11 protein-coding genes are annotated in these 12,077 nt (G+C 63.3%); 7 read left to right on the forward strand and 4 right to left on the reverse strand.

What is annotated here, in order from left to right; genetic code table 11:
- Nucleotides 1-227: 227 nt before the first annotated feature.
- Complete coding sequence (gene pyk, locus C0456_RS00055) at nt 228-1,652, forward strand: pyruvate kinase (protein ID WP_291047188.1); 1,425 nt, start codon at nt 228-230, stop codon at nt 1,650-1,652.
- On the opposite strand, the gene C0456_RS00060 is transcribed toward pyk, so the two are convergent.
- Nucleotides 1,639-2,130 carry a TIGR02281 family clan AA aspartic protease gene (locus C0456_RS00060; protein ID WP_291047189.1) on the reverse strand — a complete coding sequence of 164 codons (492 nt, stop codon included), beginning with the start codon at nt 2,128-2,130 and terminating at the stop codon, nt 1,639-1,641. The two genes, pyk and C0456_RS00060, sit on opposite strands and share 14 nt — an antisense overlap.
- A gap of 56 nt (nt 2,131-2,186) precedes the next feature.
- Nucleotides 2,187-2,384, reverse strand: a complete 198-nt coding sequence (locus C0456_RS00065; protein WP_035602232.1) for a DUF1289 domain-containing protein — start codon at nt 2,382-2,384, stop codon at nt 2,187-2,189.
- A gap of 139 nt (nt 2,385-2,523) precedes the next feature.
- On the opposite strand from C0456_RS00065, the gene C0456_RS00070 reads away from it, so the two are divergent.
- The 4 genes from C0456_RS00070 (at nt 2,524) to C0456_RS00085 (ending at nt 7,257) form a co-directional block, all read left to right on the forward strand.
- On the forward strand, nt 2,524-3,525 hold the full coding sequence (locus C0456_RS00070) for a nicotinate-nucleotide--dimethylbenzimidazole phosphoribosyltransferase (protein WP_291047190.1): 1,002 nt from the start codon (nt 2,524-2,526) through the stop codon (nt 3,523-3,525).
- 122 nt (nt 3,526-3,647) lie between these two features.
- On the forward strand, nt 3,648-4,841 hold the full coding sequence (locus C0456_RS00075) for an acyl-CoA dehydrogenase family protein (protein ID WP_291047191.1): 1,194 nt from the start codon (nt 3,648-3,650) through the stop codon (nt 4,839-4,841).
- Nucleotides 4,842-4,870: 29 nt separating this feature from the next.
- A complete protein-coding gene (locus C0456_RS00080) occupies nt 4,871-6,025 on the forward strand; it encodes an acyl-CoA dehydrogenase family protein (RefSeq protein ID WP_291047192.1) in 1,155 nt (384 codons plus the stop codon).
- Nucleotides 6,026-6,252: 227 nt separating this feature from the next.
- Nucleotides 6,253-7,257 (forward strand): glycosyltransferase family 2 protein, encoded by a 1,005-nt coding sequence (locus C0456_RS00085; protein WP_291047193.1) that lies wholly within the window; start codon nt 6,253-6,255, stop codon nt 7,255-7,257.
- Nucleotides 7,258-7,261: 4 nt separating this feature from the next.
- On the opposite strand, the gene rlmJ is transcribed toward C0456_RS00085, so the two are convergent.
- Nucleotides 7,262-8,002 carry a 23S rRNA (adenine(2030)-N(6))-methyltransferase RlmJ gene (gene rlmJ / locus C0456_RS00090; protein WP_291047194.1) on the reverse strand — a complete coding sequence of 247 codons (741 nt, stop codon included), beginning with the start codon at nt 8,000-8,002 and terminating at the stop codon, nt 7,262-7,264.
- 89 nt (nt 8,003-8,091) lie between these two features.
- On the reverse strand, nt 8,092-9,819 hold the full coding sequence (locus C0456_RS00095; RefSeq protein WP_291047195.1) for a M28 family metallopeptidase: 1,728 nt from the start codon (nt 9,817-9,819) through the stop codon (nt 8,092-8,094).
- 189 nt (nt 9,820-10,008) lie between these two features.
- Here C0456_RS00095 and C0456_RS00100 point away from each other — a divergent pair, with 189 nt between their 5' ends.
- Nucleotides 10,009-11,103, forward strand: a complete 1,095-nt coding sequence (locus C0456_RS00100) for an alpha/beta fold hydrolase (protein WP_291047196.1) — start codon at nt 10,009-10,011, stop codon at nt 11,101-11,103.
- 9 nt (nt 11,104-11,112) lie between these two features.
- Nucleotides 11,113-12,006, forward strand: coding sequence for an alpha/beta fold hydrolase (locus C0456_RS00105; RefSeq protein ID WP_291047197.1), 894 nt, complete (start codon nt 11,113-11,115; stop codon nt 12,004-12,006).
- Nucleotides 12,007-12,077: the final 71 nt, after the last annotated feature.

The following is a 12,077-nucleotide window of genomic DNA, read 5'->3' on the forward strand; positions in this document are numbered from 1 at the left end:
TGTGCATAGCGGGGAAAGGTAAATTTCCCGGTTTGCTAAGTGGCTGAAATGATGGGATTTTTCGTTCTAAAACCTGTCGTAATCTCTCCAGGAAAATGGCAACAAGTTGTAAGCCCCGCATCCTGTTGCAGGCGGGATGAGGTGCTTCGCCCGAGAAGGGTTTCGCGGATGCCGAGAGTCGTTGTAGCCAAACTGCTTGACGCGCCCGCAAACAAAGGAATTACCCGATGACGAAAACCCAGCTGCAGGGCGAGAACGCCAAGATCATCGCCACGCTGGGGCCGGGCAGCCGCTCGCTCAAGGAAGTGCGCGCGCTGGCGCAGGCAGGCGTCGATGTTTTCCGGCTGAACTTCAGCCACGGCGAACATGCTGCCCATCAGGAAGCGCTGAACGCCGTGCGTGCGGCCGAGGCCGCTGTCGGCTGGCCGCTGGCGACGCTGGCAGATTTGCAGGGGCCTAAAGTGCGCGTTGGCAAATTCGAAGGCGGCGCGCTGAAGCTCGGCTTCCGCAAGGAGTATCGTATCGTTGTGGGCGAAAGTGCAGCGGATGAGGAAACCATCCCCGTGCCCCATGCCGAGATTGTCGCCATCCTGGAGGAGGGCGACACGATCCTCGCCGATGATGGCAAGCTGATCTTCACGGTTGTGCAGGGCGGCAGCGAGCCCCGCGTGCGCGCCGAAGTACCCGGCAAGCTGGGCGACAAGAAGGGCTTCACCGTGCGCGGCAAGGCGCTGCCCGTACGTGCGCTGACGGAGAAGGACCGCGCGGACCTTCTATTCGCGCTGGAAATCGGGGTGGACATTGTTGCGCTCTCCTTCGTCCAGACGGTTGAAGACGTGCAGGAGGTGAAGGACATCATCGCGGGTCGCGCGCCGCTGGTGGCCAAGCTGGAGAAGCCCGCTGCCATCACCAATCTCGACGCCATCGTTGAGGCCGCAGACGCCGTCATGGTTGCGCGCGGTGACCTTGGGGTCGAGTTTGCCCCCGAGGAGGTGCCCGTCATCCAGCGGCGGATAGTGCGTGCCGCCCGTTCCAAGGGGCGCCCGGTCATCGTGGCCACCCAGATGCTCGAATCGATGATCGAGAATTCGGCGCCTACCCGCGCGGAGGCTTCCGATGTGGCCACCGCCATCTATCAGGGCGCAGATGCCGTGATGCTGTCAGCGGAGACCGCTGTCGGCCGGCATCCGGCTACGGCGGTGGCGATCATGTCCCGCATCATCCGCGCGACGGAAGAGGCAGAGGACTACCGCCGCTCGCTGGGCGAGTTCTGCGGAGACGCCCCGGTGCCCAACGCCATCGATGTCGTGGCCCAGACGGCGCTGGCCATGGGCGAGGCCGAAGGGGCCGCCGCCCTGGCCCTGCGCACGGGGGCATTCGAGCGGCTTGCCCGGTTTGCGCGGGTGCGCGGCAGCGTGCCGATCCTCTACGGGTCGCTGGACGATCAGCGCCTGCGGCAGGCCTGCCTGCTCTGGGGCGTCCATCCGCAGCGGCTGAACGCTGGCACTGAGAACTGGTACAGGGATCTGATGAAGGCTGTGGGGCTGGAAGGCCGCGTGGCCTATGCGCGCTGGGCAGGCGACGAGCAGCGCTTTGCCTGGGAGATCGGTATTGGCCGCGGCGCAGACGGCAAGCCGATTACTGGCGTATGATCAGCTGGCCCTTGCGGAACTCGTAGGAGTTGAGCTCGCTGAGGAAGGTCATGCCCAGCAGGGACTGTTCCAGTTCGCTGCGCAGGATCACGGCGTTGACGCGCGCCACTTCCACGCGGCCAATGCGGATACTGTCGAGGGTAACCGGCGCGCCATAGGTGACGCCGCCGGCTGTGCGGATTTCCGAATCATAGGTCAGCGTTTCCGGGTTCAACCCGAGGCGCTGAGCATCGCGGAAGGTGAGAGCAACGATGCTCGCGCCCGTATCCACCATGAATTTCACTTCGGTGCCCTGAACGTCGGCGCGGGTCCAATAATGGCCATCAGCCTCCCGTTCGATGAAGGCGGCGCGGGTGTGGATGGATGAGGTGGGCTCGGAAGCGGCGGCGACGACATTCCGGGCCTCGCGCTGGCGTTCCAGCGCCGCCTGATATTCGGCTTCGCGCAGCTTGGGCGCAAGATACAGACTGATGACCATTGCGATCGCAACCGCAGTGGCTATCAGGGCCAAGATCTTGCCTGCACTCATACCCGTCACCGTTTCCCGAGGGCTTTCAACCGTTCAATCCGTTCCGGCAGCTGGGCGATCACTGTGTCACGCTGTTCATTGCTGAAACGTGTCCAGGCGCCAATCTCCGGCAGGGTCCGTCCGCAGCCGAGGCAAAGCCCGGTCTGGCCATCTACAGCACAAACCTTGATGCACGGGCTCTTTATCGGCTCAATCTGTATCATTATACGAGTAACCCATACTGGCGGCGGGCTGCAGTGCAAGTTCTACAGAAGAGGATGAAATAATTCCTTGCCGGACGGCGTGTAGCTTATCTGCCATAATTAAGATTGCCGGGCATTCCGGTAACAGGAGATCTTTCCCTTGAGCGAGCCCACCCGGAGCAAGTCACCCCTGGACGATGTCCGCGACCTGATCCTGAAACCGGTCGAAACGGATCCTGACGCCGGCCGGAAGGTCCATCAGGCGCTTCTCGGCATGGGCCGCGAAGGGGATTTCGGCCGCCTGGGCGAAGCCGCCGAATGGCTGGCCACCTGGCAGCGCCGCTTTCCGCCGCGTATCGAGAAGCCGACACTGGCGATCTTTGCCGGGTCTCACGGCCTGGTCGACTCTGGCGTCTCGCTCTCGTCCAACGACGACACACGCGCCCATATCGAGGCGCTCAAGTCTGGCCGCGCGCCCCTTTCGGCCATTGCCGCGCAGGTTGGCGCCAATGTCCGCGTGTTTGAACTCGCCTTGGACAAGCCGACCCCCAGCATCGCCGAAACCGCCGCGATGACCGAGCGGGAATGCGCCGCCACGATCGCATTCGGCTTTGAAGCGGTTGAAGATAATCCCGACCTTTTGGCCATCGCCGTCTCCGGCGCCGGGGTTGGCACCGTGGCTGCGGCTGTGGCCTGCGCGCTTTATGGCGGATCGCCTGAATACTGGGTGCGCCCCAGCGCCCAGACCCCGCCGGGCCTGTCAAAGAAGAGAGTGGACCTCGTGAGCACCGCCCTGAAAGTGCATCGCGGCCACCTGTCAGACCCTCTCGAATCCCTGCGCTGCCTTGGTGGGCGGGAGATTGCCGCCTGCGTGGGCGCCATCATCGCAGCGCGCCATCAGGGCATTCCGGTGCTGCTGGACGGTTTTGCCACAACCATAGCCGCCGGCATCGTCCATGCCGTCTCCCCCCAGGCCGTCAGCCATTGTCTGGCCTCTCATATCACCCAGCGCCCCGCGCATGAGGCCGCGCTGGAGCGCATTGGTCTCAAACCGCTTGTGCAGCTCGAATTCCAGACCGGCAGCGGGCTCGGCTCGGCCACGGCCGTTGGGCTTCTCAAAACCGCTTGTGCGCCCTTCATTGCCAAGCCGGCGGAAGGGTGACGCAGGGAAAGCTGCGGCATTCTTTACGTTTACGTGCGCGTCACCTTGTCAGCGAATAGGAATGGCTGACATACAGAAATGAAGTGCCGGGACCAAACAGGCAGATCCAGGAGCGAACGTCCATGAACCTCGAATTTTCCCCCGAAGAGATCGCCTTCCGCGACGAAGTGCGGGCCTTCATCCGTGACAATTACCCCAAGGAGCTCGTCGGGCTCGGCAACCGGGAAGATCTGACGCGCGAACAATTCCTCGCCTGGCACAAGATCCTCGGCAAGAAGGGCTGGTCTGCGCCTGCCTGGCCGAAGAAGTATGGCGGCACCGGCTGGACCTCCACCCAGCGCTATATCTGGTCGGAAGAGAATGCCCGCGTTGATGCGCTGATGCCGCTTCCGTTTGGTATCTCGATGGTCGGCCCGGTGATCTACACCTTCGGCAATGAAGAGCAGAAAGCCAAACACCTTCCGGGCATTCTCGCCGGCGATGTCTGGTGGGCGCAGGGCTATTCCGAGCCGGGCGCAGGCTCTGACCTTGCGAGCCTCAAGACCACCGCCGTTCGTGATGGCGACCATTACGTGATCAACGGCCAGAAAACCTGGACAACGCTTGCTCAGCACGCGGACTGGGGCTTCTTCCTCTGCCGCACCGACCCGTCGGCCAAAGCCCAGGAGGGTATTTCCTTCATCCTCGTCGACATGAAAACGCCGGGCATCGAAGTGCGCCCGATCAAGCTGATCGACGGCACGCATGAAGTGAACGAAACCTGGCTCACGGATGTCCGCGTGCCGGTGGAAAACCTCGTCGGCAAGGAAAACGAAGGCTGGACCTACGCCAAGTTCCTGCTGGCGCATGAGCGGTCCGGTATCGCCGGCGTGGCCCGCTCCAAGCGCGGCGTCGAGCGCCTCCGCTCCATCGCCTCGCAGGAAACGCTCGATGGCACGCCGCTGATCAAGACGGACGAATTCGCCCGCAAGATCAGCCAGCTCGAAATCGACCTGACGGCGCTTGAATTCACCGAACTGCGCACGCTGGCGTCTGAAGCTGCCGGCAAGGGCCCTGGCCCGGAAAGCTCGATCCTCAAGATCAAGGGCACCGAAATCCAGCAGCGCCTGACCGAGCTGACGCTTGAAGCCGTTGGCAATTACGGCGCGCCCTATGCCCGTGGCATGGACCATTTCGGCTCGAACGAAATCGGTGTGGGCCCGGACTATTCCAACTTCAGCGCCGATGCCTACTTCAACATGCGCAAGACCTCGATCTATGGCGGATCGAACGAAATTCAGCGCAACATTATCAGCAAGATGATCCTCGGCCTCTAAGGCACCGGGGCAGGGAGGAGATTACATCAATGGATTTCAATTTCACCGAAGAACAGACCATGATCCGCGACAGCCTCGCCCGGCTGATCAAGGACCAGTATGATTTCGACACCCGCCGCAAGGTCGTCGCCTCGAAAGAGGGCTGGCGTCCGGAAATGTGGGCCCAGTTCGCTGAACTCGGCCTGCTGGCCGCGCCCTTCTCCGAAGAAGATGGCGGCCTCGGCGGCGGCCCGATCGACGCTATGGTCGTGATGGAAGAGTTCGGCAAAGGTCTCGTGGTCGAGCCGTTCCTGCAGACCGTCGTTCTGGCTGGCGGCTTCCTCAAGGCAGGCACTTCTGCTCAGAAGGAAGATCACCTTGCGGCGCTGATTTCCGGCGAGCGCGTGTTCGCTTTCGCCTATGCCGAGCCCAAGGGCCGCTACAACCTCGCAGACCTGGAAACCACCGCCACGAAAGACGGCAGCGGCTGGAAGATTTCGGGCCACAAGGCGGTCGTGATCGGCGCGCCCTGGGCGTCTCACCTGATCGTCACGGCACGGACTTCCGGTGGCCGCCGCGATGCCAAGGGTGTGGGCGTGTTCATCGTTGCGAAAGATGCCAAGGGCGTCACCACGCGCGACTATCCCACCGTTGATGGCCGCCGCGCCTCGGAAGTCTACTTCGAAAACGTCACCGTCGGCGCTGATGCCGTTATCGGCGACCCCTCCGACAGCCTCGGCCTGGTCGAGAAGGTGACCGATGAAGCCATCGCCGCGCTCTGCGCCGAGGCTTGCGGCGCCATGAAGGTCGCCAACGCCCAGACGGTGGAATATTCCAAAACCCGGAAACAGTTCGGCACGCCGATCGGCAAGTTCCAGGTTCTCCAGCACCGCATGGCCGACATGTTCATCGAGCATGAGCAGTCGGTGTCCATGACCTATATGGCCACGCTGAAGCTGGGCGAAGACGATGTGACCCGCAAGAAAGCCGCTTCGGCTGCCAAGGTTCGCATCGGCCAGGGCGGCCGCTTCATCGGCCAGCAGTCGATCCAGATCCATGGCGGCATGGGCATGACCGACGAGCTTGCCATCGGCCACTATTTCAAGCGTCTCACGATGATCGATTCCGAGTTCGGCAATGTCGATCACCATCTGAAACGCTATACGGAGCTGTCGGCAGCGGAAGTTGCTGTAGCGGCCGAATAAGTTTTCCGGGCCTTCGGGCTGGATCAGACACAGGCGGGGTGGTCCATTATGGGCCACCCCGCTTTGCATTCAGCGCGCCGGGCAGACGGCCCGAAAGTTGCATCCTCAGCATTCAACTCTGGCCGTATACCTTCGATCTGGCTGTTTTTGCGTCGATGTCTCTAACGGGATCGTGGTAAACACAGTCACTGCAAGGTCTTGTCCGGCCCAGCCAATGGAGAGCAGAATTGACCCTTCGCAGCCCGTCCGAACGCAGGAAAATCCTGGTCGCGATCCCGACCTACCGGCGGAACGAGATGCTGGAGCGCCTGCTCGACAGCCTTAACAAGCTTGTCCCGCCCGAGAATGCAGATGTCAGCGTGGCCGTCATCGACAATGACAAGTCCGGCGGCGCCCGCCCGGTGGTCGAGAAGTGGAAGGCCCTGTTCTCCATGCCGCTGCTCTACGAGATGGAGACGGCGCCAGGCGTGACCCATGTCCGCAATCACGCGCTCAAGATGGCCGCTGATTTCGATCTGCTGGCCTTCATTGATGACGATGAATTTGCCGCCCCGGAATGGCTGGCGGCCTTGGTTGCGCGGTATGACGAGACGAAGGCCGGCGCTGTCTTCGGGCCTGTCTGGTCGATCTATCCGGAGTCCGCGCCGCAATGGATGCGGGAATGGAATGTCCACGCCATCGAGATCACCGAGACGCGCGACCGGCCAGACCCCGGCGGCAGCGGCAACAGCCTGATGGACATGCATGTCGTGCGCAAGCTTGGGCTCTCCTTTGATGCGCGCCTTTCAAAGATGGGCGGCGAAGATACGCTGTTCTTCTACCAGATGCAGGATGAGGGCTATCGCCTCACCCAGACAAAAGATGCCTCCGTCTACGAACATGTTCCGGAAGACCGGGCGCGTGTCGGCTGGCTGTTCCGGCGCTGGTACCGTTATGGCATCACGGATGCGCTGATCACGTCTCGCCACAGCTCCATGCGGGTGGCGCGCCTCAAGGCGGCCTTGAACGGTGCGGCGCGTATCGCCGTGGGGGCGCTGTTGGTCATGGGCGCGGCGGTGGCAACGCTGGGCCGCAACAAGCGGGCGATCTACAGCCAGTTCTTCACCCTCTGCCGCGGGTTCGGCATGGTCACCTTTGCCTTGGGCGGCAGCTATGAGGAATATGGGAGCGCGCTTACCCGCCCCCAGCTCGACGCTGACATCGGCGCTGTGACAAGCGGCGCCCGCAGCTGAAGGCTCACCCCTGAGCCCAGTAATGCTCGAGGCTTGACGCAATCGCCTCGCATTTGGCGCGCGCTTCGGCGGGGGCCCCATAGGCAACCATGGCGGAGCCTTCGATGGAGCTTTCCGTGCCGGTCGCAACCGGCCAGCGGGCGCCAACGATCATCGCATCGCCCAGCGTCGCCAGATATTCGCCAAACTCCGCTTCGCGGCCATCCCGGAAAAGGGGCAGCCAGAGGATCAGCAGCGCGTCCGGCCACCGCTTCAGCGCCTTGGGCGTCCACAGCGCGAGGGCTTCAATATCGCGATGGGTTTCATAGCTGGGGTCGACCAGAACCACCATCCGCTCGCCCGCGCGCGGCGCCAGCCGCAGTGCGCCGGAATAGCCATCAGCCTTCTGTATACGGATGCGGTCATCGCCCTTCATCGCCTCGTTCAGGGCGGCGTTTTCCTGCGGGTGCAACTCGAACAGCACCATCCGCGCAGATTTCGGCAGCAGCGTCTGCGCCAGCGAGGGGGATCCCGGATAGTCCTTCACCCCGCGTGCATTGACCAGCTCCATCCACCCCGACAGCGGCTTGGGCGCCTTGCCCTTCATCAGCGCGATGACGCCGTCATCGGACTCGCCCCGCTTGCGCGCCTGCGCATTCGTGAGGTCATACCGTCCGCGTCCGGAATGGGTTTCTACATAGAAAATCGGGCGGGGCCCCGCTGCGGCGGCGCGCAGCAGGGTGTCGAGCACGGCGTGCTTGAACACGTCCGCACGATTTCCAGCGTGAAAGCCATGCTGATAGGAAAGCATCTCGCCGCTCTGTTCCTGAGTGTGTGGGGGCAGGGCCCGCCGGCTTATTCGCCGGCGAGACTTGCTTTGCGGACTGCTTCGAACTCATTGCCCGGATACCAGGTCGGCCAGGTGTCAGAGTTCGCGATACGCAGGCCAACTTCGTAAAGCGCCTGAACATCCTCCTGGAAGCCGGAAAGATCCCAGCTGTCGGAATACTCGTCCATCGGCTTGTGATAGCGCTCGGCGGTATAGGCCGCTGCTGCAGCCCGGCCAGCGGCCAGCCCGCCCTCGCGCTTGTCTTCGCCGCCATCGGCATACAGCATCGGCACGCCTTTCTTGGCGAGCGAGATGTGGTCGGAGCGATAGAAATAGCCCGCTTCCGGCCGGCCATCCGGCGTGATGATCCGGTCCTGCGCGACGAGCACATCCTTCAGGATGTCTTCAAGCTCGGATGCGCCAAAACCGATCACGGTCATGTCTTTCGTGCGGCCCATCGGCAGCGCGCCGTCAATGTTCACGCCGGCCACGACCTTGTTGAACGGCACCGTCGGGTTGTTGGCGAAATATTCTGATCCAAGCAGGCCCGACTCTTCCAGCGTCCAGAAGAGGAACATCGTGGAACGTTCCGGCGGCGCAGCCTTCATCGCTTCGGCGATCTCGAGAATGGCGGCGGTGCCCGTCGCATTGTCCACAGCGCCGTTATAGATCTGGTCGGCGTAGAAGTCCTCGCCCGGCGCGCCTTGTTTCATCCCAAGGTGATCCCAGTGCGCTGTATACAGAACATATTCGTCGGGCGTCTTGGTGCCCGGCAGTACGCCGATCACGTTGCGGCTGGTCAGCTTGTCGATCGACTGATGGATCTCGCCGCGCGCCTTCACGCCTTCCAGCGGCACCGGCTGGAAACCGCGTGTCTTGGCCGCCGTTTTCATGGCTTCAAAATCGAGGCCCGCCTTGGCGAACATCTCCACGGCCACATCCCGCTGGATCCAGCCTTCCATCATGGCGCGGTTTGCCCCGCCATCCGGGCGCACCAGATCGGACTGCGCGCCGCTCCAGGAATTGGCGACGACATCCCAGCCATAGGCGGCCGGTTCGGTTTCATGCACGACCAGGGCGGCGGTCGCCCCCTGCCGCGCGGCTTCCTCGAACTTGTAGGTCCAGCGGCCATAATAGGTCATGGCCTTGCCATTGAAGAGGTTCACGTCTCCCGTGGCAAAGCCAGGATCATTGACGAGGATCACAACCGTCTTGCCGGTATAATCCTGACCCGCATAGTCATCCCAGCCATATTCGGGAGCCACGGCGCCATAGCCGACGAACACTACATCGCTCGGCTCGAAGGAAATGTGGTCGGCATTCTGGCGCTTCGTCCAGACAACCGCCTGGTCCTTCAGGGCGAGAGACAGCTCATCCTGATCCGGCCAGGTCAGCACAAGGCTGGAACTGGCTGGGTCAATTGCCTGATTGACCATGTCGACCTGCTGGAACCAGCTGCCATTGTCGCCGCCCGGCTCAAGGCCGATGCGGGCGAGTTCGGCGGCGATCCAGGCGGCAGAGGCTTCGCCGGCCGGCGTGCCCGGCCCGCGGCCTTCGAACACGTCATCGGCCAGCGTCTTGACGCGCACGGCAATGTCTGCGGCGGTAATTTCCGGCACAGTGCCTTCCGGCAGGGGCAGGAGCAGCTCTTCGGCCGGCGGCTGGGGGCCTTCCGGTGCATTCGCCGGGGCAGAGGGCGAGCAGGCAGCCAGCGCCAGGGCCGCTGCCGTGAAGCTGAGATATTTCATTTTCATATGAACGGTTCCCCGTCAGGATTCTTGGATGCTCCGGTCTCGCATGCTGGGCGCCGCCGGGCAAGCAACACGGCGGACGCCCCGGCGCTGTTGTCCTGCCGGTGCTGCGTCCGCAAAAATGCCCTATATCCGTCAGGCGCTGTTCATCCGCCGCTGCGATGATGGCGCCGGTCTTGTTTGGAATAGATAATGACGATTGATGTTATGCCTTCTGTCTTTCGCCCCCTGGCGCGCGGTGTTTTCCGGCTCGCCGCGCTGCTGATCGCCTCGCTGTCTGTGGCCGTCGCGGCCTGCGCGACGCCGGTTACGCAGGGCGCGCTCAGCCCTTCAGGGCAGGTCATGCCTGCCTTCATTCCGGAAAGAAACCAGTTCATCACCCAGGACGGCGCCCGCCTCGGGCTCACCGTCTGGCCCGCCGAAGGCACCGATAATCCCGAATATGTCGTCGTCGGCGTTCACGGCATGAACGATTATGCCAACGCCTTCCACATGGCCGCGCCCTATTGGGCAAAGCATGGCGTCACCACCTATGCCTACGACCAGCGCGGCTTCGGCCGTTCGCCCAACAAGGGCATCTGGCCGGAGGAGGAGTTGCTGCGCGAAGACCTGCGTACGGCGGTCGATGTTGCCCGCGCCCGCCATCCCGGCGCCGTCATCACGGTCGTTGGCATCTCCATGGGCGGCTCCGTCACGCTGACCGCTTTCGGGTCGGACCGCCCGCCGAAAGCTGACCGTCTCATCGTGTCGGGCCCCGGCCTGCGCGGCTGGGGTGCTATCAACCCGCTCTACCGCGTCAGCCTGTGGGCATCGGCCCATGCCAATCCGGACTGGCTCGTCGTGCCGCCGGTGGGGCTCGTAAAGATCGAGCCCTCAGACAACAACGCCATGCTCCGCCGCACCTGGTCTGATCCGCACATGACCTACCGGACGCGTATCGATCAAGTCTACGGCCTCGTTGCCCTGATGGAAAACGCCAACAATGCCGTCGCCCGGCTGAAGCCGAACGTGCCGACGCTGATCTCCTATGGCGCGAAGGATATCGTCATTCCCGAGAACGGCGTGCGCCGCGCGGCGGCGATCCTGCCGTCCTTCGTGCGGACGGTCTATTATCCCAACGGATACCACATGCTGCTGCGCGATCTGCAGGCAGAGCGGGTGCATGCCGATTATCTGGCCTTCATGAAAGACCCTGCGGCTGGGCTGCCAAGCGGGGAGGGAGAGTGGCCTTTCCGCGAAGGCTGCAAGCACTGGGCGTCTGCCGATCGGCCCCCGGTGGCGTGCTGACGGGGATTGATGGCTGCCTTTCTTGACGATGAAGAGGCCATGATCGCGCAGGACGGCGCGCGGCTTGGCCTGTCTGTCTGGAAGGCTGAGGGCGCCGCCGCGCCCGCTCATGTGATCGTCGGCGTCCATGGCATGAACAATTACGCGGGTGAGTTTCGCCTGGCCGCGCCCGCCTGGGCCGCACAGGGCAGGGCGGTCTACGCGTATGACCAGCGCGGTTTTGGCCGGTCCGCAGGCCGGGGCCACTGGGCAGATGAGGAGCTGATGCGGGAAGACCTGCGCACGGCCGCCAGCCTCGCAAGGGCCCGCCATCCGGGTGTGCCGCTCACGGTCATCGGCATCTCCATGGGCGCCGCTGTTGCGATCACCGCCTTTGCATCAGATCGCCCGCCTGAGGCAGACCGGCTGATCCTCTCCGGCCCCGGCCTGCGCGGCTGGGGCGCTCTGGACGCGGCCTCTGCGGGCGCACTGAGGCTGCTGACGGCCCTCAGCCCCGGCCTGATCGTCAGCCCACCGGCCTTCGTGAAGCCGAAAATGTCTGACAATGCCGATTTCATCCGTCTCCAGAACGCCGATCCGCTGCACGCCCGTATCAACAGGGTCGACCAGATCGCCGGCGCCGTCACGGTAATGGAGCATGCCCATGAAGCCGCCAGCCTGTTGCCGGAGAGCTTGCCGGTGCTCGCTTCCTATGGCGCGCATGACCGCGTGGTGCCCCCTGCCGGCCTGCGCCGGACCCTGAAACGTTTCCCCCCGAACGTCCGAACAGTTTACTATCCCGACGGTTACCATGTCCTTCTGAGCGACCATCAGCGGGACAAGGTGATCGCTGACTATGCGTCATTCATGGACAATCCGGGCGCTGATTTGCCCAGTGGTTGCGGTGGCTGGCCGTTCCGTTAGGGATTCGGAGCTATTCCACAGCAGGCGCGGCCTTGCGGTCGCCGGTGAATGGACAAATATACAGGCATCTG

Source organism: Hyphomonas sp. (assembly GCF_013823385.1).
Lineage (GTDB): Bacteria > Pseudomonadota > Alphaproteobacteria > Caulobacterales > Hyphomonadaceae > Hyphomonas.

Excerpts from the sequence above, each read along its gene's own strand:
- C0456_RS00105 (WP_291047197.1), top strand. The coding sequence starts at position 11,113 with ATGGCTGCCTTTCTTGACGATGAAGAGGCCATGATCGCGCAGGACGGC.
- C0456_RS00075 (WP_291047191.1), top strand. The coding sequence starts at position 3,648 with ATGAACCTCGAATTTTCCCCCGAAGAGATCGCCTTCCGCGACGAAGTG.
- C0456_RS00065 (WP_035602232.1), bottom strand. The coding sequence starts at position 2,384 with ATGATACAGATTGAGCCGATAAAGAGCCCGTGCATCAAGGTTTGTGCT.
- pyk (WP_291047188.1), top strand. The coding sequence starts at position 228 with ATGACGAAAACCCAGCTGCAGGGCGAGAACGCCAAGATCATCGCCACG.
- C0456_RS00080 (WP_291047192.1), top strand. The coding sequence starts at position 4,871 with ATGGATTTCAATTTCACCGAAGAACAGACCATGATCCGCGACAGCCTC.
- C0456_RS00060 (WP_291047189.1), bottom strand. The coding sequence starts at position 2,130 with ATGGTCATCAGTCTGTATCTTGCGCCCAAGCTGCGCGAAGCCGAATAT.
- C0456_RS00100 (WP_291047196.1), top strand. The coding sequence starts at position 10,009 with ATGACGATTGATGTTATGCCTTCTGTCTTTCGCCCCCTGGCGCGCGGT.
- C0456_RS00095 (WP_291047195.1), bottom strand. The coding sequence starts at position 9,819 with ATGAAAATGAAATATCTCAGCTTCACGGCAGCGGCCCTGGCGCTGGCT.